We start from the raw sequence: 25,401 nt of genomic DNA on the forward strand, positions 1-25,401 counted from the left end.
TATGGAATCGCAAATACATAAAATTCATCAGCAATTGGTGAACAAAGAAATTTCGTGTACAAAATTAGTACAAGAAAGATTAGATTTATTAAAATTGAACACCCACAATACTGTCAATTCACTTTTAGATACGTTAGCGTTAGAATTAGCTACAAAAGTAGATGCTAAAATAGCAGACGGACAAGAAATTGGTTTGTTAGAGGGAATTCCATTCGGAATTAAAGATGTGTACATGGTACAAGGAACTTTAACAACGGCAAGTTCAGATTTATTGAAAAAATACAAATCGCCATATACAGCAACTGCCATTCAGAAATTATTTGATGCAGGTGCCATTCCGTTAGTAAAAGAAAATTGTGATAGTTTTGGACATGGTTCTTCTTCTGAAAACACCATTTTCGGAGCTGTTAAAAATGCAATAAATACAGAGTTGGTTTCTGGAGGATCTAGTGGAGGTTCTGCTGTAAATGTAGCCAAAGACTTTACTGTATTTTCAATTGGTGGAGATACAGGAGGTTCTGTGCGTCAACCGGCAGGTTACAATAAAATATACGGATTAAAACCAACCTACGGAAGAATTTCTAGATTCGGATTAATGGCATACGCATCTTCTACAGATTGTGTTGGGCCAATTGCAAAATCAATCGAAGATATTAGAATTGTTTTAAATGTGATGAGTGGTCAAGATATTAAAGATCAAACTACGTATCCATCAGAAGCAATATCCGAAGAAACTATTTTAAATGCTGATAGAATTAAAACTGTTGGTTATTTTAAAAACTTCATTGAAAATGATGCTATTGACGCAAAAGTAAAAGCAGATTTCTTAGCATCGATAGAAAAAATAAAAGCCAAAGGAATTGAAGTTAAAGAATTAGATTTCTTTGAATCTGATACCTTAGTTTCTACGTATTATACATTGGCAATGGCAGAAACAGCATCGAACCTTTCTAGATTAGATGGTACCAATTACGGAAACAGAATAGAAGGTGATACTTTAAAAGATACGTATTCTATAACACGATCGGAAAACTTTTCTGAAGAATCTAAACGTAGAATTGTTGGTGGAAATCAAGTGTTATCGCAAGGTTTTTCTGATGAAATCTATTTAAAAGGATTAAATGTTAGAGATCAGATTGTAGCTAATTTTGAAAAAGATTTTAAAGTAGTTGATATTATTTTATCACCTGTAACTCCAAATTCGCCACCAAAAATAGGTGATAGTTTAAAAGATCCGTTGGCAATGTATTTGTCAGATGCATATACGGTTGGTTTTAGTTTAGGTCAATTACCAACATTAACAGTGCCGCAAGGAACGGAAACAGGATTACAAATTACGGCAGCAAAAAATAATGACGAACTTGTTTTGAAGTTTGCTAACTTCTTAAAAGATACGATATAATGGAACTGGAACAATTAAATGAGCTTATTAAAAAGCACGACTTAGAGTTAGTAATCGGTATTGAAACACACGTTCGATTAAATACAAAATCAAAGTTATTCTGTTCTTGTGCAAATCAAGAAATAGAGCAACCAAATCAGAATATATGTTCGGTTTGTACCGGACAAATGGGGGTTTTACCATCTATAAATAAAGAAGCAATTACCAAAGCTGTTTATTTTGGAAAAGCGGTGAAATCTACTTTTTCTAATGAAGTTATTTCTTGGGATCGTAAACATTACGAGTATCCAGATAACCCAAAGAACATTCAAATTACGCAGTTTCATAATCCTGTAATTCCAGACGGAGAAGTTTCTTGTTATAGAAATGATGGAACTCAGTTTACAGTAAGTTTAACACAAACTCATATTGAGGAAGATGCTGCAAAATTGATGCACGAAAAGAAAGTTTCTTTAGTCGATTTTAACAAAGCAGGTGTTCCGTTAATCGAGATTGTAACAGATCCTTGTATTCGTCATATAGAAGACGCTTCTACGTATGCACAATACATTCAAAGAATTGTTCAGAATTTAAAAATATCTGAAGCAAACCTTGAAAAAGGGGAGTTTAAGTCTGATGTTTCTGTATCACTTAGAAAAACAAACAGTGCAGATTTAAACCCAAGAACAGAAATCAAAAACTTAAATTCTTTTAAGTTTATGGTAGATGCTTTAAAGGAAGAAATTGAAAAACAATTAAACTATTACGTAGAAAATAAAGCGTTTAGACCAGACCAAACTACGGTTTTATGGGATGCAGATTTAAAGCAAACCAAAACCATGCGTAAAAAGGAATTTGAAGCAGATTATCGTTTTATTTCTGAGCCAGATTTACCTTTTGTCAACATTAAAAAAGTAGTAGATAGTATTGAGGTTGATGTTAGTTCATTGCCTTTTGCAGTAGAATCTATTTTGATAAATGGAGGTGTTTTACCACAAGATGCAAAGTTTTTTACAGCAGATTCTTTACGTTCAGAAACATTTGTTACCATTAATAATGTTGTTAAAGATCCATCTTTTGTAGCAAAAACGTTAACAAATAATATTAAGCCAGAAGAATATACAAGTATTGGACATATTGGTGATTTAAGCACTATTTTTTCTTTATTAAAAGAAGATAAAGTAACGATTGTTTTAGTACAAAACGCGATAAAATCGTTGTTAGAAGATGCTAAATTCGATTATACAGGGTATTTTAAAGCGAATACTATTTCAGAAGCGCAAATTGAAGAAGCTATTTTAAAAGTAGTTTCTGACAACGAAGCAATTGCAAACGATATTAAAGCAGGAAACCAAGGTAAAGCTGGTATTCTGGTTGGTAAAGTAATTGCAATTATAGGTAAAGGAGCTTCAGGAAAAGTAATTCGTACTGGAATTCTAAATGCTATAAGTAATGAGTCATTAGCGGTTAGTGAAGAATCAAAAGCTAATAGCGAAGAAAAACAAGTAGCCAATAGCGAAAAGCTAAAAACGGAAGAAGAATTACCAAAAGTTCCTATTATTATAAAGGAAAACTACAGGACTCATAAAATCTCTGAACTATCAGAAGATTCAATAAATGAAGAAGTTACGTTGTCTGGTTGGGTTGCAAGTGTTAGAGATCATGGAGAATTAATTTTTATTGATTTACGCGATTCAAGCAACCAAGTTTTTCAAGTACGTTTAAGTAAAGAAACATTTCCTAATTTAGATGAGCTTGTAAAATTAAAATCAGAATCGGTTATTTCAGTTACCGGTAAAGTTGTACAACGTAATGAAAGTGATTACAATGCAGGTTTAAGAACTGGAAAATTAGAATTAGAAACAGCTGCGTTAGAAATTTTAAATTTATCTAAAACGCTTCCTTTTGAAATAAAAAGAGCCATGAAAACGAACGAAACGACTCGTTTTCAATACAAGTTTTTAGATCATAGAAATGATGAAGTTCGTAAGGCAATTGTAAACCGTCATAGAGTAATCAAGCTAATGCGAGATATTTTAGACGAAGAAGAGTTTTTAGAAATTGAAACTCCAATTTTAACTGCCGGAACAGACGAAGGAGCAAGAGAATTTATTGTCCCTACTAGAAAACAAGCAGGTTCTTTTTATACATTACCACAAGCGCCACAGCAGTTTAAACAAATGTTGATGGTTGGTGGTTTTGAAAAATATTTCCAAATTGCACGTTGTTTTAGAGATGAAGATTCTCGTGGAGACAGACAGCCAGAATTTACACAATTAGATATTGAAATGGCGTACGCAAGTATGCAGCAAATTATCGATTTAAACACTAAAATGTTTAATGAAATTGTGCAAAAAATATACGGTAAAAAATGGACTTTACGTCCGTTTGAAGTAATTACGTATAAAGATGCGATGGATAAATATGGTTGTGATAGACCAGATTTAAGATATGGTTTACAAATGCAAGATATTACAGACATTGTAAAAGATACCACTTTCCAGGTTTTTAGCAAACCAATTGAAGACGGCGGAATTGTAAAATGTATTAAAGTTTCTGCAGCAGAGCAAGGAAACAAACGTATGTCTAAAGGACAAATTGAAAACTTAACTGCCATTGCACAGCAAAATGGTTTAGGAGGTTTGGCATATATTTTTGTAAATGAAAACGATTTACAATCTCCAATTATTAAGTTTTTAGGTGAAGAAATTGCGGCTAATATTATAAAAGCAACTGACGCACAAGTTGGTGATGTTGTCTTTTTCTCAGCAGCAGATTATTCAACCGCTAACAAAGCATTAGATGCTGTTCGTCAAGAAATGGGACGTTTATTAAAGTTAATTAATCCGAAAGAATTAAGACCAGCTTGGGTAGTAGATTTTCCAATGTTTGAAAAAACAGACGAAGGACGTTGGACGTTTACACACAATCCTTTTTCTATGCCAGCAATCTACGATTTAGAAAAGCACATGACTGGAGAAGGTGAGGAGATAGGTACAATCATCGCGCAGCAATACGATTTAATCTTAAACGGTTATGAAATTGGTGGAGGTTCTGTTCGTGCTCACAAAGCTGAAATTTTAGAAGCTACCTATAAAAATATGGGTTACGATAAAGAAGGAATGCTAAAAAGTGTTGGAACGATGTATAAAGCTTTCCAATACGGAGCGCCACCTCACGGAGGAATTGCTTGGGGAGTAGATCGTTTAATGATGATTTTAGAGAAAAAAGCTTCTATTAGAGAAGTAATGGCTTTCCCTAAAACAGGTTCTTCTGAAGATTTATTATTTAATGCGCCTTCTATTTTGAGTGATAAAAAAGTGGAGGAGATGAATGTTAAAATTATGAGGAAGTAAGTTTTTTTAAGAATTCTTATAAATATAAAAATCTCGCGAAAGCGAGATTTTTTTTATGGATTTAAAGTAATTTTTACTTTGAAAATATTAAATTTAGATTTAATTATAATTGAAAGATTAATGTTAGGATTAATCTTAGATATATAATATTTAAAATAATAAGTAAAATGGATAAGGTAAAAACTTTAGTAGATGAATTTAAGTCAGATAAATTTACTAAAAAATTAAAAAGGAAGTTGAAAAGTAATTTAAGGAGTAAAAATTTTATGGATATTATGTCTATTTCAAGAAGAGAAACTTCACATAGTTCATTTATTCATTGGATTTTAGATTTCAATAATAATTATGACTTAAAAAAAAATCCGTTAAAAATTTTTCTAAAATTATTATTAGAGAATGATAATAGTAAAGAAGCTACTGTTGAATGGGAATTAAGGAATTGTTTATTAAATAATTTGCAATCAGGTAACTTAAAAATAAAAAATAAATTTTCTTATTTTAATACCGAAGAAAAAGTAGTTAAAGGTAGGGTAGATATAATTTTAAAGTTAAAAATTGAATATTTAGATTTAAAAAGAAAGAAAGTGATAAATTCTTTAAATATTCTTATAGAAAATAAAGTGGATAGTAAAGAAAATGATTCACAAACATTAAAGTATGAAGAATTTTTAAAGAATAAAAAAGGGATTATTTTATTTACCTATTTATCTCCATCAAAGGAAGTACAATATAAGCCTAAATCTGATAAGTTTATTCATATTTCTTACCAAGAATTTTTAGATAAGGTAATACAGCCTTCTTTAAAAAGAACAGAGAATGATAAAGTTAAATTTTATTTAGGAGAATATATAACTAATTTAGGAATTGTTAATAAAAATATTATGGCATTAAGTCGCGAGGATAAAAAATTATTAGAAACGTTTTGGAATAAAAATCAAGAACTAATTAGATTAGCTCTAGAGGCTAGGTTAAATAATGAGGACTTATCTGAAACTGAAAAAAATAACACGAAAAATGTTATTGATTCAATTGAAAGGGAGACAGTTGGTAAGTATGTTCGTGCAACATTAGAGAAGTTTTTAATAGAAAAAATTTTACCAGAAGAAGAAATAAATAGATTAACTGAAAAAGAATATTCAAAAAATGTTTTTGATATAAATTACCCTGTCTTGCATCAAATTAAACGAGAAAGCAAAAAAAGAAAAGACCATTATTGGAAAAAATCAGTAAAGTCATATGATAAAAAATATGTTATTTGTTGTGAATGGATAGAGGGAATTAGAGATAATTTTGAACAATGGGAATTAACCTACTTAGATTAGATTTTTAATTCAAATTCTATTAAATCGCGTATTTGTAAATTATAAATAATAATTTACAAATACGCGATTCTCCGTTTTTACACAGGTGCGTCATCTTCGCCTTAAAAGTGTGAAATTTTATGCTAAATATGTTAAAATTTCAAAAAATGGCTTATTTAAACTTTTAAATTGGATGTATATAATATTAACTTATAAATAATATTATGAACAAGTATCCAATTTTTTACATCATCAATGGTCAGTTTTATGAAAATTCTGATTCAAACTCTCGAAAACTTAAAAAAGTTACACTTATTTTTGAGAATAACAACTCCAAAACAATAAGAGATAGTGCTTTAAAAAAGTTTACCGAAATCAGAGACAACTTTTTAGTTAAAAACAACGCTGCTGCACCAACATATCATGTTGTAAATAACATAGGTAAACTTACCTGTGTAGATGCTATTGAAAATGTTCCGTTTTTTACAAAACAGCATAAGTTAAACTTAGCGCTTACTTTATCTTATGGAATCAAAGGAGATTCTCGCAATTATAATTTAATAGATTCAGATAAATATCCTTATAATAAAAATCTGTATGCAATTTCTGCAATTGGTGATTCATTACATCAAGTAGAAGATAGTTTAAAAGTAAATTTAATTTTAGAAAAACAATTTTATGAAACTTTTAATGAAGAATTACCTCAAGTTGATAACATCAAAGATTTTATCGCTATTGATTTCTTGAAAGATTATATTATTTCTAATTGTATGGGAAATACATCAAAAGAACTTCAGAAATTAAATATGCTTAAAAAAGTATTGAAAAATGAGGTTTTCGAAATTTTCTCTACTTCCCAATTTTATAGTTTTAATATTCTAGAAAATTCTATTGAAATAGAAGCTAAAACTTTTTTAGAATGGTATTCTCTGAGTTGTAATCAAAAATTAGCAAAACAAATAAGTATTTATCAAAAAGAGTTAGAAAATATCACTCACTTTTATAAAGTTCTACATGGTTCAGAAATTAAGTTTACACTTTCTGATACTCGATATGTTCAAAGAAATTTAAGGATACAAAATCTAAAACCTTTTTTTACTAAAGGACAGATTTGTATTTATGAAGAAATGAAGAAGCTTAATACTGAAATCAATAAAGAACCAAGAGAAAGTATGAGGAGTTTAATCGAAAAATATTTATAAGATGAATCCTCAAACTAAAATATTTTACAAAGTTGATGGTTTCTTATACCGAAACTTAAAATTTAAAGAAGAAGATTTAATAACAATTCATAAAGAGTTTAGAGAAGATTGTAATAGAAAATCAAGAGAAAAAGCATTTGCTTATTATAACAGTCTTTTAGAGGTTTTACTAGAAAGTATTGGACTTAAATATCAAAATGAAGAACAAGCAGAAAGAGATTTAAAATGTTTTTATAACTCGAATAAAAAAGAGCAACACCCTAGATTACCCAACGTAGTTTTTGATAATGACATTGATAAGCTAATTACACTTTCTTTTTGCTCGATAAATGTAAAACCATATATCACAAAAACAGGTTTAAAAATTTATGAAGGAGAAAAAATAATTGATGCTTTTGGTTATCAGTCTGAATCACTCGAAAAGAAAATAAATCGGAATTTATTGTTGGAGGAGATGATTGATGTATAATGATTGGTGACCAAAAACAGCTTTTTTGTAAAATTTTCCCCATTAGTAATCGTTTTTAACGAGTACAATAACCATTATTTAAAACACTAGATAACACAGCTACAAGGAACTGAATTCCATATTTATTTTTAAATTCCATATATTTGTATACTTAAACCTTAATACTATGGATTTAGCAGCTAGAAAAAACATATTTAAAGAGCGTTTCGATCAAATAAAAGACATCGATTTGGTTACCCGTTTTGAAGAATTTTTAGAGTTGCAATTATCTAATAAAAAGATTGTTGCTTATACAGTTCAAGGAGAACCTTTAACCAAAGAAATGTATGTAGATAAGGTGCAAAATACTTTAAAATCTGTAGAAAAAGGAAATTTTACTACTGTAGAAGATTTAGAAATGGAATCAGAAAACTGGTAAATGTCTACTTCAATAAATGTTATTTGGTCAGACGAAGCAAAAGCAGATTTAAAATATATTCATGACAGAATTCTTAGGAAAACCAAATCAAGAATCAATTCTAAAAATGTTAAAAACGATATCATAAATTCAAGTAAAAATATCGAATTCGTTGAACAATATCAAGTAGATGAATTTTTAGGAAAACCATTTAGACGTATAATTGTTAGACATTTTAAATTGGTATATTTTGTTAAGGATAAATCATCTATAATTATATTAGAAGTATTTGATTCTTATAGAAATCCGATTGAATTAAGAAAGTAAATCTAAATAAAAGAATATTCAACCTACAAAGTTTCTATAACCTTGTAGGTTTACTTTTAAAACAAATTTCAAATAAAAATCAATCTAAACATTGCCTATTTTAAAAATCTATCTTACTTTTGTTTCACAATGAAAAATAATACAATAAATACAGGTTGGTGGAACTCTCTTATATCATAAGTGAGAAGAAACCTATATGTATACAATATATTAAAAAAGGCTTATCTCACGATAAGCCTTTTTTTATGATGATTTTTTAATCATTCAAAGAAAAAAATAAGAGAAATGTCCCCTCGAGCGCAGTCGAGAGGTTCGTAAAAAGTCTCGACTGCGCTCGACCAGACAAAAAGTAAAATGAAAAAATTACAATTTAAGACAATTCATAAAACAAAAATGGCAGATACAGTTACTCCAGTAGGGCTGTACTTACGTTTTAGAGATAAATTTGCCAATACATTATTGTTAGAAGGTTCAGATTATCACAGTAAAGAAGAAAGTTTTTCTTTTATTGCTGTAGAGCCAATTGTAACAATGAAAGTAGATGATTTTCAGTTTACGGTTTCTCATAAAGGAACACAAATTGACGAGCAACCTGTCAATAAAAATTTTTATGAATTATATGATAATTTCAAGAATACTTTAGAATTAGATTGTCCTGCCGAGTTAAAAGGCTACAACGGATTATACGGGTACACAACGTTTGATTCAGTTCAGTATTTCGAGAATATAAAATTCACAAATAAGAAAGCACCTTCTGCAATACCAGAAATGCAATACAGTTTTTATCGTTTTGTTATTGTTATTAATCATTTTAATGATGAAATGACACTGATAGAAAACATAGAAGAAGGAACCGAATCTCGCATACACGAAGTAGAAACTATTATCGACGCACAATCTTTTAATACACAAAAATTCGAAATTGTAGGCGAAGAAACTTCAAACATCACAGGTGAGGAATTTAAAGAATATGTTAGAAAAGCAAAATCTCATTGTAAAAGAGGAGACGTTTTTCAATTGGTGTTATCACGTCAATTTCAACAAAAATTTAAAGGAGACGAATTCAATGTGTATAGAGCATTGCGTTCTATCAATCCATCGCCATATTTGTTTTATTTCGATTACGGATCTTTTAAATTAATGGGCTCTTCACCAGAAGCACAAATTAAAATATCCGCAGGTAAAGCAACCATTAATCCAATTGCAGGTACGTTTAGACGCACCGGTGATATGGCAGAAGATATTAAATTGGGTAAAAAATTATCCGAAGATAAAAAGGAAACTGCAGAACACGTAATGTTGGTAGATTTAGCACGTAATGATTTAAGCAAACATGCCGATAAAGTTACCGTTGAGGTGTTTAAAGAAGTACAATACTTTAGCCACGTAATTCATTTGGTTTCTACCGTTAGAGGGAAAATTAAAGGAAATCCGATTGAGATTGTTGGAGACACTTTCCCTGCCGGAACGCTAAGTGGCGCACCAAAATACAAGGCAATGGAGTTAATTAATAAATACGAAAATCAAACCCGTGGTTTTTACGGTGGTGCAGTCGGTATTATCGGTTTAGACGGATCCGTAAATTTAGCAATTGCCATTCGTTCGTTTGTTAGTAAAAACAACGTTTTGTATTCGCAAGCCGGTGCCGGAATCGTAATTCATTCCGACGAAGCAAAAGAATTACAAGAAGTAAATAATAAGTTAGCAGCGTTAAAGAAAGCGTTGATTTTAGCAGAGAATATTTAGGGCGTTCGAGCGGGCTTTCCACTATATCTTTTTATTTTAAAAAGAAAATAAAAAGGATGCCGTTTCAATCCCTAACGCAAATTGCAAGTTTGCCAATATCCTGAAAGGTTTTTAGAACCTTGTAGGTATAAATCAAAAATAGTAAAACACCTACAAGGTTTTTGAAACCTTGCAGGAGAAATAAAGAAACATGAAAATATTAATTTTAGATAATTACGATTCTTTTACCTACAATTTGGTTCACATGGTAGAAAAAATTACAGGAAATTTTCCTGCAGTTTTTAGAAACGATGAAATCAGTATTGCAGATGTAGGAAACTACGACATGATTATGTTATCTCCAGGACCAGGTGTTCCAGATGAAGCAGGAATCTTAAAAGACGTAATAAAAACCTACGCAGGTGTAAAACCAATATTCGGAGTATGTTTGGGTTTACAGGCAATTACAGAAGTTTTTGGAGGGAAAATCATCAATTTAGAAGATGTTTTTCACGGAGTTGCAACAGAGATGAAAGTAACAGACAAAAACGCGACTATTTTTAAAGATGTTCCAGAAACATTTTTAGCAGCACGTTACCATTCTTGGGCAGCAACAGATGAAGGTTTTCCAGAAGAAATACAAGTAACCGCAAGAGATGAAGACGGATTAATACAAGCAATTGAGCATAAAATATTTCCGATTTCTGCTGTACAGTTTCATCCAGAATCTATTTTAACAGATGTTGGTGAGCAATTGGTTACCAACTTTATTAACTCATGCAAGGTCTAAGGATATCCTGCAAGGTTTCAAAAACCTTGTAGGTATAATTGACAAACAGTAATAAACACCTACAAGGTTCTGAAAAACCTTGCAGGAACAACAAACAAATGAAACAGATATTAAACAAATTATATAGTCACGAGAGATTGTCTAAATCTGAAGCAACACAAATCTTAAAAGATATTGCCGCAGAGAATTACAATGATGCCCATTTAGCGTCGTTTATGACTGTTTTTATGATGCGTCCTATTACGGCAGATGAACTTGCTGGTTTTAGAGATGCATTAATGGAGTTGGCTATAAAAGTAGATTTATCAGATTATAATACCATTGATATTGTAGGAACTGGTGGCGATGGAAAAGATACGTTTAACATATCAACCTTAACTTCTTTTATAGTTGCCGGAACCGGACAAAAAGTAGCAAAACATGGTAATTATTCGGTGTCTTCTCAATCAGGTTCTTCTGATATGTTAGAAAGTTTTGGGTACAACTTTACCAATGATGAAACCATTTTAAGAGAACATTTAGAAAAGGCAAATATTTGTTTTTTACATGCGCCTAAATTTCATCCGGCAATGAAAGCTGTAAGTGCAACAAGAAAAGCGTTGGCGTTAAAAACGTTCTTTAATATGTTAGGGCCTTTGGTAAACCCAAGTTCGCCTAAAAACCATATGTTAGGGACTTTTAATTTGGAAGTTGCACGTTTGTATAATTACATTTTACAAGAAGAAGATATCAATTACGGAATTATTCATGCTTTAGATGGGTATGATGAAATTTCGTTAACAAGCGGATTTAAGTTCTTCACTAAAAACGGAGAACAAATTATAAATCCAGAAGATTTAGGACAGAAAAGAATTCAGCAATCAGAAATATTTGGAGGAAATTCAGTTGCTGATGCAGCAAAAATTTTTAAAATAATTATAGGAGGAAACGGAACAGAAGCGCAAAACAATGTGGTGTTAACAAATGCTGCTTTTGCATTAACTATTGTTGATGATACGAAGTCTTTTGAAACTGCTTTTAGTGAAGCAAAAGATTCTTTATTTGGGTTGAAAGCGAAACAAACATTAGAGAAGTTAGTGAATATTTAAAAAAGTAAGACCCTTCAGGTTTTAAAAACCTTAAGGGTCTCTTAAAAGATAAATAATTAGTAAAAAAGTTCTCGATACAATTTTGAATCAAAATCATTCGAACTGACAGAAACAAGATCACAAAACTGTCACATTGAGTGAGTTTAGACAAATGATAAATTTATATTGAGTTAAAATTAAGATAGTAATGACAATTTTAGATAAAATAATCGCATTTAAAAAGAAGGAAATTGCTAAGATAAAAGCAGAAGTTCCTGTTCAGAATTTAGTAAAAAGTCCAAGTTTTGGAAGAACACCTTTTTCATTAAAAAAATCTTTGTTAGAAGTTGGTTCTACCGGGATTATTGCAGAGTTTAAACGTCAATCTCCATCAAAAGGAATCATTAACGACCAAGCAACCATTGCAGAGGTTACTAATGGGTATTTAGATGCAAATGTAGCTGCACAATCTATCTTAACAGATACTTCTTTCTTTGGCGGAACGATGGCAGATTTAATGGAAGCGAGAATCATCAATCAACAAAAACCTATTCTTAGAAAAGATTTTATTGTTGATGGATTTCAAATTGTTGAAGCAAAAGCCATTGGAGCTGATGTAATTTTATTAATTGCGTCTTGTTTAACAGCAGCGGAGTTAAAAAACTACGGAAATTTAGCAGCAGATTTAGGTTTGGAAGTTTTGTATGAAATTCATACACAAGAAGATTTAGACAAGATTAATGATTTAGATAATAAGATTATCGGAATTAATAACAGAAACTTAAATACTTTTGAAGTTGATTTAGAGCATTCTATTAAATTGGCAGGTCAGATTCCTGATACGTGTTTAAAGGTTTCAGAAAGCGGAATCTCTGATCCAAAGATTATTATGGGATTAAAGGAATATGGTTTTCATGGGTTTTTAATTGGAGAGACTTTTATGAAAACGGAGAATCCTGGAGAAGCTTGTTTAGATTTTATCAATCAAATTAGATAACGTTATGTCAGTTCGAGTGAATTTTGAGGTACAAAAAATTTTTATCGAGAACAGAATAACTTCTCGATACAATTTTCTCATAAAGTCGAAAATCACTCGAAGTGACAAAAAGATAATATTATGAAATTAAAGGTTTGCGGAATGAAATTCACAGAAAATATCCAACAAGTTGCCGCGTTGCAACCTGATTATTTGGGCTTTATTTTCTATGAAAAGTCAAAAAGAAATTTTGAAGGAATTATTCCGGAATTTTCTAATTCGATAAAAAAAACAGGTGTTTTTGTAAATGAATATATCGAGATTGTTATTTCTTTAGTGGAAGAATACAGATTAGAAGCTATTCAGTTACACGGAGATGAATCTGTTGATTATATAAAAGAATTAAAATGTCAGTTCGAGCGCAGTCGAGAACTAAAGATTGAAGAAAATAAGACGATAAAAAAGCAAAAAAACAAGCACTACATCTCTAAAAATGAAGTTGAAATAATTAAAGTATTCGGAATTAAAGACGAATTCGATTTTGATGTTTTAAAACCCTATTTAGAAGTAGTAGATTTCTTTTTGTTTGATACCAAAGGAAAAGAAAGAGGCGGAAACGGAACCAAGTTTGATTGGTCTGTTTTAGAAAAATATCCTTTTGATATACCTTTCTTTTTAAGTGGAGGAATCGGTTTAGAAGATGTAGAGGAAGTACAAAAAATATTGAAATCTAATTTACCAATTTACGCTTTAGATGTAAATAGTAAATTTGAAAGTAAACCAGGAGTTAAGATTATAGAAGAGTTAGAAAAGTTTAAAAGTAACGTCATTACGAATGCAGTGAAGTAATCTGCTTATTTGTTAAGAGATTGCTTCGTTCCTCGCTATGACACAATTATATAAGATATGAAATCAAAATTTCACCCAGACAAAAATGGTTATTACGGACAATTTGGAGGCGCATTCATTCCAGAATTGTTGTATCCAAATGTGAAAGAATTAGAAGATAATTATATTCAAATATTAGAATCTGATGAATTTCAAGAAGAATACAAATCGTTATTAAAAGATTACGTGGGACGCCCAAGTCCGTTGTATTTGGCAAACCGTTTATCAGAAAAATATGGTGCTTTTATTTATTTAAAACGAGAAGATTTAAACCATACAGGTGCACATAAAATAAACAATACTATTGGTCAGATTTTAGTAGCTAAGAAATTAGGTAAAACGAAGATTATAGCAGAAACAGGTGCAGGACAACACGGAGTTGCTACTGCTACAGTTTGTGCATTAATGGGCTTAGAATGTACTGTTTTTATGGGCGAAAAAGACATTGAGCGTCAGGCACCAAATGTTGCTCGTATGAAAATGTTGGGGGCAAAAGTAATTCCCGCTTTAAGCGGAAGTAGAACGTTAAAAGATGCAACAAACGAAGCAATAAGATATTGGATTCAGCATCCAGAAACGTTTTATTTAATTGGTTCTGTAGTTGGTCCGCACCCGTATCCAGATATGGTTGCACGTTTACAAGCAGTAATATCCGAAGAAATTAAATGGCAATTAAAAGAGAAAACAGGTAAAGAAAACCCGGATACAATTATAGCTTGTGTTGGTGGAGGTTCTAATGCTGCAGGTGCTTTTTATCATTATATGGATGACGAAGAAGTCGAATTAATAGCCGTAGAAGCTTCTGGTTTAGGCGTTCATTCTGGTGAAAGTGCTGCCACTTCTCAATTAGGAGAAGTAGGAATTATACATGGTTCTAAAACTATTTTAATGCAAGATGAATACGGTCAAATTGTAGAACCATATTCTATTTCTGCAGGTTTAGATTATCCTGGAGTTGGTCCTTTACACGCCTTTTTATATGAAAGTAAAAGAGCCAAGTTTATGGATGCAACTGATAAGGAAGCGCTAGCTGCTGCGTATGAATTAACTAGAATAGAAGGAATTATTCCTGCGTTAGAAAGTGCACACGCGTTGGCTGTTTTATCGAAAATAAAATTTAAAAAAGACCAAGTTGTAGTGGTTAATTTATCGGGTAGAGGAGATAAAGATTTAGAAACATATATCAATCATTTAGAAGATTAATGAACTCTAAAATAGCACATATAGAAAATGAGTTGGTGTCTTTAAGAAACGATTTAAAGAACCATCAACTTTATAAAAAACTAAATTCTATAGCGGATATTAAAACCTTTATGGAAGGACATGTTTTTGCTGTTTGGGATTTTATGTCGCTTTTAAAAGCGTTACAAATTAACTTAACAACAGTTTCAATTCCTTGGATTCCGAAGAAGAACACCAACTTAGTCCGTTTTATAAACGAAATTACGTTGGCAGAAGAAAGTGACGTTAATAAAGATGGTGTTTTAAAAAGTCATTATGAAATGTATTTAGATGCAATGCAAGAAATGAATGCAGATTGCGCTAAAATAGCAGGATTTATTGATGAGGTTTCTAAGGGAGAAGACGTTGTAAGATCGATTGAAAAATTATCAATCCATAAAAGTATAAAAGACTTTATAGGTTATACTTTTAAGGTAATTGATTCAAATGAAGATCATAAAATAGCTGCTTCTTTTACATTTGGTAGAGAAGATATTATACCAGATATGTTTTTAAAAATTGTTGGAGAGACGACTTTAAAAAGTAATATAAAGTTTGATAACTTTATCTATTATTTAGAAAGACATATTGAGTTAGATGGAGATGAACACGGACCTTTATCATTACAAATGATTGAAGAATTATGTGGAGATGATGATAAAAAATGGGAAGAAGTTTTAGAGGTTGCCAAAGAATCTTTACAAGTAAGAATAAACTTGTGGAGTGCTATTGAAGAAGAATTAAAAAGTAAAAAAGAACCAATTTTAGGATGAAAAAATTAGAAACAATCTTTCAAGAAAAGAAAAATTTATTATCGATTTATTTTACCTGCGGATATCCAAAGTTAGATGATACCACTAAAGTTATTCAAGAATTAGAAAAAAGTGGTGTCGATTTTATAGAAGTTGGTTTGCCATATTCAGATCCTTTAGCAGATGGACCAACCATACAAGATAGTAGCCAAAAAGCATTAGAAAATGGTGTAAACTTAGATATTATCTTTGATCAATTAATGACCATTAAAGAAACCAATAAAACACCTTTAGTTTTAATGGGGTATTTAAATCAGATGCTAAAATACGGAGAAGATAAATTTTGTCAGAAAGTAGTAGCTTGTGGAATTGAAACTGTTATTCTTCCAGATTTACCAATGGTAGAGTTTGAAAATCATTATAAAGATTTATTTGAAAAATACGGAATTACAAATGTGTTTTTAATTACTCCGCATACATCCGAAGAAAGAATTAGAAAGATAGATGCGTATTCTAAAGCATTTATTTATGTAGTTGCTTCTGCGTCTATTACTGGTGCAAAAGGTGATATTTCTAATCAACAAATTGCGTATTTTGAAAGAATTAAAAATATGAACTTACAAAGTAATTTAATTGTTGGTTTTGGTATTTCTGATAAAGAAACATTTACAACTGCTTGTAAATATGCAAACGGAACTATTATCGGTTCTGCTTTTATAAAGAATTTAGGAGAAAATGGTATTGATAAAATTGATGATTTTATTAAACCTATCATAAGTTAAGAAACTCTTAAATATATCTTAAAGAGTGTTTTAAAAAACGATAGAAACTTAATAAAGTTTAATTTGGTCATTAAAACCTCGGTAATAATGATTAAAAAGACTTTATTTTTTTACGCAGTTTTATTTAGTACAACTGTTTTAATAGCTCAAAGCACCTTAATAAGAATGCCATCTATAAGCCCAGACGCTTCTAAGATGGCATTTAGTTTTGATGGCGATATTTGGGTACTCGATTTAGAAACAAATCAGCCTAAAAGGCTAACAATTCATCAAGCTTATGAAACGAATCCTACATGGAATTCAGAAAGTAATCAGTTAGTTTTTACTTCTAATAGAAGAGGAAATACAAATATTTTTAAAACAGGTTTAAACGGCGGAATCCCTAAACAATTAACCTTCTATCCTACAAAAGATACCCCAAGTCAGTGGAATGCTGATGGAGAAATTATATTTTCTAGTAATAGGATTTTTAAAGGAACAGAAAGAGAAACATCAATTTATAAAATTAACGAAAACGGAGAAACTCCTAATCGTTTTATGACTGCTTTAGGGAGTCAGGCTTCCATATCGCCTAACGGTAATTTAGTTGCTTTTGTAAAAGGAACTTGTAGAATTTCTAGAGAAGATTATAACGGTCCTGCACAAAGGGATATTTGGATTTATAATATAAAGACCCAAGAATACCATCAAATTACTACAAGTAATAAAAACGATCATTCTCCTTTTTGGGATGCGCAAAGTAATTTGTACTATATAGGTGCAGAAAGCGGTAGATATAATATTTATAAAACTTTATTAAATACAAACGGTATTAAAAGTAGTACAGAAAATAAGTTAACAGATTTAAAAGTTAATGGTGTTTTATCTTATTCTGTAAGTAACAATGGTACTATTATTTACAACAGCGGATTAGATGTTTTTAAAATAGAAAACGGATCAACATCAAAAATAAACCTAAACTTAGCAACAGATAATAGATTTGAGTTAGAAGAAACTGAAACGGTTTCTAACGGAATTAAAGATCTAAGTGTTTCGCCAAACGGAAAATTAATAGCGTTAAGTATTAACGGAGAAATTTTTGTAAAAGAAAATAATAAGGATAAAAAGAAAACAAATAATGTTAGTAATAATCCTTTTAAAGACGATAATCCTTTTTGGATAGACGATAATACATTAGGTTTTTTATCAGACAGAAACGGTCAAAATGAGTTGTATAAAGTTGTTTCTACAGATGATAAAGTAAACTTAAGTAGAAGCTTAAAAACGAAAGTTACAAAACTAACAAAAAGTAAAATTGATGTTTTTGAACCATTAGTTTCGCCAAACGGAAAGAAAATTTCTTATAGAATTGGTAGAGGGCAATTGGTAATTGCAGATTTAAAAGAGGGTAAATTAACGAATATTAAAAGTTATTCTGATACATGGGCAGCAGCAGAAGGAGTTTCTTGGAGTCCGGATAGTAAGTACATTGCATATTCGCAAGATGATTTAAATTTTGATAGTGAAGTTTATATTCAATCTATAGAAAATCCATCTAAAAAGATAAACGTTTCTATGCACCCTAGGTCAGATTCTTCTCCGGCTTGGAGTCCAGACGGAAAAAAACTTTCTTTTGTTTCTAATAGAGCAGGAGATAGAGGTGGTATTAATTATGATACTTGGATGATTTGGTTACAAAAATCTGATTGGGAAAAAACCAAAACAGATTTTGAAGAAGGAGATTATTACAGTTCTAAAGAAGATGTTAAAAGTAAGGATGAAAAGAAAGTAGTTGCTGTAAAAATTGATGAAGATAAAATTTACGACAGACTTGTACAGTTAACAAATTGGGCAGGTAATGAAAGCGGAAGATTTTTTAGTGCAGATAGTAAGAGTATTTATATTGCAGCTTTAGATGCAACAACAGGTGAAAACGGTTTGTATAAATTAGACTTAAAAGGAGGCAAACCAAAATTAGTTAAAGGTGTTGGTGGTTTACGTGGTTATAGTTTACATAAGGACGACTTATATTATGCTGCATCAGGAAAATTAAAGTCTTTAAACTTAAAGTCTGATAAGGTTTTATCTTTTTCTCATTCTGCTACGTATACAACGAACTTTAGTAAACTAAATGAACAAGTTTTTGAAGAAGGTGTTAGAGCAATTACTGCAGGTTTTTATGATCCTAAGTTTCATGGGTATAATTGGGATGAAATTGTAGAAAGATACCGACCAATGGTTTTGGCTGCCCAAAGTAAACATGACTATTCTTTTATGTTTAACAACATGTTAGGGCAATTAAATGCAAGTCATATGGGATATAGAGGTAAAACGCTAGAAAAAGTTTCTAATGATAATGTTGGTCTATTAGGTTTAGATGTTTCTAATGTAAAAAGTGGAGTGAAAATAAACTTTATTTTACCAAATTCTGCAGCAACAAAAACAGCAGTTTCTTTACAAAAAGGAGATATTATTACAAGTGTAAATGGAAAAGAGATTAAAGAAAACACCAACTTTTATAGTTTATTAAAAAACACTTCTGAAAACGAAATCTTATTAACTTTAGCAGATAAAAGAGAAGTTGTAGTAAGAACAGAATCTACAGGAACTATAAGAGATTTACGTTATGAAGAATGGATAAACTCTAGAAAAAAGTTAGTTGATGAATATTCTAACGGACAACTAGGTTATATTCATATACAAGGAATGAATTTACCAAGTTTTGAGCGTTTTGAAAGAGAGTTAAAAGCAAGTGGTTATGGTAAAAAAGGAATTGTAATAGATGTTAGGAATAATGGTGGTGGTTGGACTACAGATCGTTTAATGGCTGTTTTAACAGTGCAACAACATTCTTACACTGTACCAAGAGGCGCAACTGATAATTTACAAAGAGATAACAAAAAATTCTCTGGTAATTATCCTTTTAACGAAAGAGCTTTATTGGCTGTAAATACAAAGCCTTTAGTAGCTTTAACAAATGAAAGTAGTTATTCTAATGCCGAAATTTTTGCACACGCATTTAAAAGTTTTAAGTTAGGTAAAGTAGTAGGACAACCAACTTTTGGAGCTGTAATTTCTACGGGGTCTCAAAGATTACAAGACGGTTCTATTAGAATGCCTTATAGAGCTTGGTATGTTAAAGAATCTGGTATGAATATGGAAAATGGACCTGCAGTGCCAGATATTTTAGTACAAAATAAACCGGGATGGAAAGCAAGGGGAGAAGATGATCAGTTAAAGAAAGCTGTAGAGGTTTTATTACAAGACTTAAATTAAAGAATAAATGATAAGCATAAAAAAAAGCGAAACTTATTAAGTTTCGCTTTTTTTATGTGATATAAATTTAGTCTAGTTATTAACGCTAATTAGGTTAATATCAAATACTAAAACAGAACCTCCAGGAATACCTCTATAATTATTTATTCCATAACCTAAATTATATGGAACTATTAAAAGACCTTCACCACCTTCTTTAAAAAGTTGTATACCTTCTGTCCAACCACTAATTACTTGGTTCAAATCAAAAGAAATTCCGTTAGAATCACTTTGGTCAAATACAGATTCATTTAAGTAGTATCCTTTATATGCTACAGTTACATTAGATGAGCTTGTAGGCCTAGTTCCTTCTCCTTCACTGTTAATAACATAATATAAACCAGACTCAGTTTTTGTAGCATCTAAATTATTGTCTTCAATGTATTTTAATATATCAACTTCTGTTTGAGGTTCAGGTTGAATTACTTCATTTTCTGAATCTATACAAGAAGTAAAAAGCACTATTGATAAAAATAAATATAAATAGGATTTCATGGTTCGTTTTTTTATTTAGGCGAATATAAAAGAAATACAAATCATTATATAATTTAACAATGGAAACTATTCATTATTTTAGTTATATTAAGGCTCTAAATTAGAATAATTATGAAATTACCAAAAAGAGCTGGAGATAAATCTATAGCAGTTGAATTAGAAGAAGGAAAAAACTATGCATGGTGTACTTGTGGTTTGTCAGAAAACCAACCTTTATGCGATGGGAAACATAGAGGAACCGGTATGAGTCCGAATGTATTTACTGCCGAAAAAACAGAAACAAGAAATTTATGTACTTGTAAATTAACGAGCAATGGTCCTTTTTGTGATGGTTCTCATAAATAATAATAATAATAAGGCTGTCTAAAAAGCAATAAACCTTGTCATGCTGAACTTGTTTCAGTCTCTTAACTTACTGAAATTCAATCTTCATAAGAATCTGAAATAAATTCAGATTGACAAAAATTCACTTTTTAGACAACCTCATTTATTTTATAGTAAACAAACCTATTTCTCATATAATTTTGTTTACAAGTGTTTTTACTTAGTTATAATTTAATATAAAAAAAACACTAGTTTATTGGTGTATTATTCTCTTTTATATACGAGACTCTCTCTTTTATTCTGATCATTATTTTTTAAAATTTAATTACCTTATAATTAATAGGTTTAGATAAAAATCTTCTTAAATTTGAATATTAATTTCATTTATGATTAAAAATTTAATTAGATATTTTAAGAGTATTTATTTTATTAAAGCATTTTTAGTTGCTTTAGCTATGGTAATTGCTGTAATTGTCTCAGTTTATTTTTTCGATAGTTATAATGTAGGGTTTAGTATTGCTTTAGGCGCTATTTTATGTGCACCATCAGATGTTTCAGGTAGTGTAAAACATAAATTTTATGGAATGGTGGCATCCATAATTTTAGCTTTTTCCATTACATTACTAATAGGTTCCTTTAATAATTATCCATTTATTCTTGCTCCTTTATTAATTATTTTAGTTTTTTTAGTTTCTTACATTTCTGTATTTGGTTTTAGAGCTTCTTTAATTTCTTTATCTGGCTTAATAGCAATTGTTTTGGCTTTTGGGCACCATAGTACAGAAATTTCTATTTTAGAGCATTCGTTATTTATCCTTTTAGGAGGTGTTTGGTATTTAATTTTAGCAATTTCTACCCAGTTATTGTTGCCTGCAGTTCAGGCAGATTTTTTGTTTGTTCAATTATTAGAAAAAACGGCAGAATTTATAAAAATAAGAGGAGCGTTATTGGTTGAAACGAATGATAGAAGTTCTCTTTTAGAACAACATTTTAAACTTCAAACAGAGATAAATGAACTTCAAGAAAATATAAGAGAAGTTGTTTTAGAAAAAAAGTTTAATTCTGGATTTAGTCATAGAATTCGACGGCAACAATTAATTTTTTCTAAAATTATTGAAATCTATGAACTCGGAATTTCAAATACAATTGACTATGAAAAGTTAGATGCTATATTTAAAGATCATCACGAGAAATTAGATGAATTTAAACTTTTAATATTTGAAGTTTCAGAAAAATTAAAGCACATTTCTAAAGTTATTTTAAAAGAAGAAAAGCTAACATATCAAAACAATTTTAAGGTTTTACTTAAAAAAATAGAAAATCATATTGAAATTTATAAAATAAAAGTTGGTTTACCAGAATCTAGAGAAGGCGTTATCTTTTTATTAAATTATAAGGGGTATCAAGAAAAACAAATCAGCAATTTATTAGATATTATTAGAATCTTAGATAACTACTATAAAAATGATAAAATTAGAGCTATTAAAGATGCAGAACAGTTTTTAACTCCTCAAGATTATGATTTTAAAAAACTAAAAGTAAATTTTACTTTTAAGTCACCTATTTTTAGGCATTCCTTAAGATTAACACTTACCATGTTAATTGGTTTTATAATTGGTTCTGCTATAGAAATGCAACAATCTTATTGGATTTTATTAACCATAGTTGTTATTATGAGACCTAGTTATGGTTTAACTAAAGAAAGAACCAAGAATAGAGTAGTAGGTACATTAATTGGTGCTGCAGTGGGAGTTGGAATCATCTTTTTAACACAAAACCCAGTTGTTTATGGAATAATAGCTGCATTATCTTTAATAATTGGTTTTTCTTTAGTGAAGCAGAATTATAGAAATGCGGCAGCTTTTATTACACTTTATGTCGTTTTTATGTATGCTTTAATCCATCCAAATATCTTAAAGGTTATACAATTTAGAGTTATAGATACCTTAATTGGTTCTTTGTTAGCATACGTAGCAAATTACTTTTTTTGGCCCGCTTGGGAAGCTAAAAATATAAAAGAAGTATTATCTAAATCAATTGATGGTTTTTTAGCGTTTTTACAACAAATAGATGTGTTGTATCACAAAAAAGGAGAAGTGCCTACCGTATATGCCTTGGCCAGAAAAGAGGCTTTTTTACAAGTAGGAAATCTAAATGCAGCATATCAAAGATTGGCTCAGGAACCAAAATCTAGGCAAGAAAATATTGCGATATTTTATGAGTTAATGACTATTTTTAATACCTATTTGTCTTCACTTTCATCTTTAGGGATGTATATAAGAACTAATAAAACGGGTAAAGTGCCACTACAATTTGAAGTGTATGTAAAGCACATTTTATCTAATTTAGAAAAAGCGAAAGAACTTCTAAATAATACGGAATCTACTATTGGTTTAGAGACTGAAGAGTTAGCTATTGCTACAAAAAACTATGATGATTATTTTCAAAGTTTATCAAATGAGAGAGATAAAGAAATAGAAAAAGGATTGCCAATTACAAAAGAAATGAGATCTCAATTGCACGAAACACAATTGGTTTCCGAGCAAGTAAGATGGCTATTAAGTTTGTCTGAAAGTTTGATAAAAAACATTAAAAAAATTTAGTTTTTTATCAAACTTAAAATAGCAAATAAAGTGTTTATATTAATACACTTTTTCGCCATTTACATAAGTAGCAATTGCTTTTGTATTCGGTATTTTATGGCCATCAACCTTCATTATATCTTGGTTAAGAATTACAAAATCGGCAAACTTGCCAACTTCAATAGAACCTTTTTCTTCTTCTTCGAAGTTAGAATATGCAGCCCAAATAGTCATTCCTTTTAAAGTTTCTTCTCTAGTTAATGCATTTTCCATATAAAAACCATTTTCTGGATAATTGTTAAGGTCTTTTCTAATAGTAGCAGCGTAAAATGTTAAAAACGGATTTACTTGCTCAACAGGAAAATCGGTACCCAATGCAATTTTTCCATATATATTTAGTAAGTCTTTAAAAGCATACGCACCTTTCATTCGCTCTTTTCCAATTCTATCTTCTGCCCAATACATGTCTGAAGTTGCATGGGTTGGTTGCACAGAAGGTAATATATTATCAAAGTTTTTAAAATCTTCAGGAGCAATAATTTGTGCATGTTCTATTCGCCAACGTCTGTCTTTTTCATTTTTTAAAACTTTTTTATAGGTTTTTAAAAGCCAAGTATTTGCAGAATCGCCAATAGCGTGTGTATTCATTTGAAAATCAGAGGCTGCAATTTGTGTTGCAATTTCTTCGTATCTCTCTGGCGCATAAATTAAGGCACCAAAATGGTTTTCCCTATCAGAATATGGTTTGCGCATTGCAGCGCCTCTAGAACCCAAAGCACCATCTCCATATACCTTAAAAGAACGTACATTTAGTCTGTCTGTTTTTACAATTCCATTGTTAATGTAATAATCTATTTCTTTTTGATTATCGCCAGAAACCATTGCATAAATACGCATTTTTAAACTTCCGGTTTGTTGTAAACTATCAATTAACTCAATTGTTTTTTTGTTGATACCAGCATCATCTACCGTAGTTAACCCGTAAGAAAAAGATATTTTTTGAGCATCTAATAAACCTTCAATTGCTTCTTCTTTTGTAGTTTCTGGAAACTTGATAAAATCCATGGCAGCATCAATTAAGACTCCAGTTAATTCACCATCTTTCAAAATAATTTCTCCCCCAGAAACTTTGGTATCTTTTGTTATTTCAGATAAATCAATTGCTGCTTGATTTACCAATAAAGCATGTCCATCAACTCTACCAACAGCAACAGGAGTTGTTGGAAATAATTGATCTAATTTTTCTTTAGTAGGAAATTCTTTTACTTCCCAATCATTCTGATCCCATCCACGACCCGTAATAAAAGTGACGTTTTTTTCTTTTTGAAAAGCAACAATCTTTTCTAAAACTTCGTCGTAACTTTTAGTGCCTTCTAGAGATACTTTTTGTTGTTGCATACCCATTCCATAAAAATGACAATGTGCATCTATTAAACCAGGTACAATTGTTTGGTTTTTTGCATCAACTATATTTTCTGATTGATATTTTTCTTGAATTTCTTCGGATGTTCCTATGGCTATAAATTTTCCGTCTTTTATAGCAAAAGCTTCCGTTTTATCAAAATTATTATTAACGGTATAAGCATTCGAATTGATAATAATTAAATCTGTTTTCTGTTTGTTATTGCAAGAAATAAAAGCAATTGATATGGTGAAGAAGAAAAGAAGTTTTTTCATTTTGGTTGATTCTAAGGTTATGAGTTTAGGTAAATGAGGTAGGATAAATATATTAATAAAAATTGTAACGGAATTCTAACAATAGCTATTTTTTTAGAACCAATAGCAGGTCTTTCTTTGGTAACATCCCAAATATGAATGGGCAAGAAGAGGATCAGCAAAATAAAAATTCCTATAGCAGCATTTTTTACAGTAGATGGAAAAAACAGTCCTAAGCCTACTGCAAACTCAATAACTCCTGCAATATAATTGACCAATCGTTTCGGTAAAAAATTGGGAATAAAATGTTTAAAAATATTAGGTTTTATAACGTGCATAATTCCTGCGAAGCAGAATAAAACACCGAAAAATATTTTAAGAATTAGTATAAAAATTGCCATTCAATTCTGATTTTA

General features: G+C 30.3%; 21 protein-coding genes. 18 read left to right on the plus strand and 3 right to left on the minus strand.

From position 1 onward, the window contains the following. Position 1: 1 nt before the first annotated feature. The 16 genes from KV700_RS15145 (at position 2) to KV700_RS15220 (ending at position 19,889) form a co-directional block, all read left to right on the plus strand. Complete coding sequence (locus tag KV700_RS15145) at positions 2–1,402, plus strand: amidase family protein (RefSeq protein ID WP_218598391.1); 1,401 nt, start codon at positions 2–4, stop codon at positions 1,400–1,402. Next, positions 1,402–4,737, plus strand: a complete 3,336-nt coding sequence (gatB/aspS, locus tag KV700_RS15150; protein WP_218598392.1) for a bifunctional amidotransferase subunit GatB/aspartate--tRNA ligase AspS — start codon at positions 1,402–1,404, stop codon at positions 4,735–4,737. The genes KV700_RS15145 and gatB/aspS overlap by 1 nt, the downstream gene beginning before the upstream one ends. 167 nt (positions 4,738–4,904) lie before the next feature. Next, positions 4,905–6,059 (plus strand): PD-(D/E)XK nuclease family protein, encoded by a 1,155-nt coding sequence (locus KV700_RS15155; RefSeq protein WP_218598393.1) that lies wholly within the window; start codon positions 4,905–4,907, stop codon positions 6,057–6,059. Positions 6,060–6,262: 203 nt separating this feature from the next. Next, entirely contained in the window at positions 6,263–7,240 is a 978-nt protein-coding gene (locus KV700_RS15160) for a hypothetical protein (protein WP_218598394.1), read from the plus strand. Between the two features lies 1 nt (position 7,241). Continuing rightward, complete coding sequence (locus KV700_RS15165; protein ID WP_218598395.1) at positions 7,242–7,709, plus strand: hypothetical protein; 468 nt, start codon at positions 7,242–7,244, stop codon at positions 7,707–7,709. Between the two features lie 166 nt (positions 7,710–7,875). Continuing rightward, the gene (locus tag KV700_RS15170; protein ID WP_218598396.1) at positions 7,876–8,127 is read left to right on the plus strand and encodes a hypothetical protein; all 252 of its coding nucleotides are present in this window, start codon (positions 7,876–7,878) and stop codon (positions 8,125–8,127) included. Continuing rightward, entirely contained in the window at positions 8,128–8,433 is a 306-nt protein-coding gene (locus tag KV700_RS15175; RefSeq protein WP_218598397.1) for a type II toxin-antitoxin system RelE/ParE family toxin, read from the plus strand. 354 nt (positions 8,434–8,787) lie between these two features. Further along, positions 8,788–10,179 carry an anthranilate synthase component I family protein gene (locus KV700_RS15180; RefSeq protein ID WP_218598398.1) on the plus strand — a complete coding sequence of 464 codons (1,392 nt, stop codon included), beginning with the start codon at positions 8,788–8,790 and terminating at the stop codon, positions 10,177–10,179. A gap of 190 nt (positions 10,180–10,369) precedes the next feature. Continuing rightward, positions 10,370–10,948, plus strand: a complete 579-nt coding sequence (locus KV700_RS15185) for an aminodeoxychorismate/anthranilate synthase component II (protein WP_218598399.1) — start codon at positions 10,370–10,372, stop codon at positions 10,946–10,948. 98 nt (positions 10,949–11,046) lie between these two features. Continuing rightward, positions 11,047–12,036, plus strand: a complete 990-nt coding sequence (gene trpD / locus KV700_RS15190) for an anthranilate phosphoribosyltransferase (RefSeq protein ID WP_218598400.1) — start codon at positions 11,047–11,049, stop codon at positions 12,034–12,036. A 187-nt stretch (positions 12,037–12,223) separates the two neighbouring features. After that, positions 12,224–13,012, plus strand: a complete 789-nt coding sequence (gene trpC / locus KV700_RS15195) for an indole-3-glycerol phosphate synthase TrpC (protein WP_218598401.1) — start codon at positions 12,224–12,226, stop codon at positions 13,010–13,012. A 120-nt stretch (positions 13,013–13,132) separates the two neighbouring features. Then, entirely contained in the window at positions 13,133–13,840 is a 708-nt protein-coding gene (locus KV700_RS15200; RefSeq protein ID WP_218598402.1) for a phosphoribosylanthranilate isomerase, read from the plus strand. Positions 13,841–13,897: 57 nt separating this feature from the next. Continuing rightward, positions 13,898–15,082 carry a tryptophan synthase subunit beta gene (gene trpB, locus KV700_RS15205; RefSeq protein ID WP_166386686.1) on the plus strand — a complete coding sequence of 395 codons (1,185 nt, stop codon included), beginning with the start codon at positions 13,898–13,900 and terminating at the stop codon, positions 15,080–15,082. Further along, on the plus strand, positions 15,082–15,873 hold the full coding sequence (locus KV700_RS15210) for a DUF3050 domain-containing protein (RefSeq protein WP_218598403.1): 792 nt from the start codon (positions 15,082–15,084) through the stop codon (positions 15,871–15,873). The genes trpB and KV700_RS15210 overlap by 1 nt, the downstream gene beginning before the upstream one ends. Continuing rightward, positions 15,870–16,634, plus strand: a complete 765-nt coding sequence (trpA, locus tag KV700_RS15215; RefSeq protein WP_166386690.1) for a tryptophan synthase subunit alpha — start codon at positions 15,870–15,872, stop codon at positions 16,632–16,634. The genes KV700_RS15210 and trpA overlap by 4 nt, the downstream gene beginning before the upstream one ends. A gap of 87 nt (positions 16,635–16,721) precedes the next feature. Continuing rightward, entirely contained in the window at positions 16,722–19,889 is a 3,168-nt protein-coding gene (locus tag KV700_RS15220) for a S41 family peptidase (protein ID WP_218598404.1), read from the plus strand. A 72-nt stretch (positions 19,890–19,961) separates the two neighbouring features. Here the strand turns inward: KV700_RS15220 and KV700_RS15225 are convergent, their stop codons facing one another. Further along, positions 19,962–20,423: an FKBP-type peptidyl-prolyl cis-trans isomerase gene (locus tag KV700_RS15225; protein WP_218598405.1), complete on the minus strand. Its 462-nt coding sequence runs from the start codon at positions 20,421–20,423 to the stop codon at positions 19,962–19,964. A 111-nt stretch (positions 20,424–20,534) separates the two neighbouring features. Between KV700_RS15225 and KV700_RS15230 the strand changes: the two genes are divergently transcribed. Both KV700_RS15230 and KV700_RS15235 read left to right on the plus strand, forming a co-directional pair. Further along, positions 20,535–20,768: a CDGSH iron-sulfur domain-containing protein gene (locus KV700_RS15230; protein WP_218598406.1), complete on the plus strand. Its 234-nt coding sequence runs from the start codon at positions 20,535–20,537 to the stop codon at positions 20,766–20,768. 365 nt (positions 20,769–21,133) lie between these two features. Then, complete coding sequence (locus KV700_RS15235; RefSeq protein WP_218598407.1) at positions 21,134–23,350, plus strand: FUSC family membrane protein; 2,217 nt, start codon at positions 21,134–21,136, stop codon at positions 23,348–23,350. Positions 23,351–23,389: 39 nt separating this feature from the next. On the opposite strand, the gene KV700_RS15240 is transcribed toward KV700_RS15235, so the two are convergent. Both KV700_RS15240 and KV700_RS15245 read right to left on the minus strand, forming a co-directional pair. Then, positions 23,390–25,006 (minus strand): amidohydrolase, encoded by a 1,617-nt coding sequence (locus KV700_RS15240; protein ID WP_218598408.1) that lies wholly within the window; start codon positions 25,004–25,006, stop codon positions 23,390–23,392. Positions 25,007–25,023: 17 nt separating this feature from the next. Further along, positions 25,024–25,386, minus strand: a complete 363-nt coding sequence (locus tag KV700_RS15245; protein ID WP_166382546.1) for a MauE/DoxX family redox-associated membrane protein — start codon at positions 25,384–25,386, stop codon at positions 25,024–25,026. Positions 25,387–25,401 lie beyond the last annotated feature (15 nt).

Source organism: Polaribacter sp. NJDZ03 (assembly GCF_019263805.1).
Lineage (GTDB): Bacteria > Bacteroidota > Bacteroidia > Flavobacteriales > Flavobacteriaceae > Polaribacter.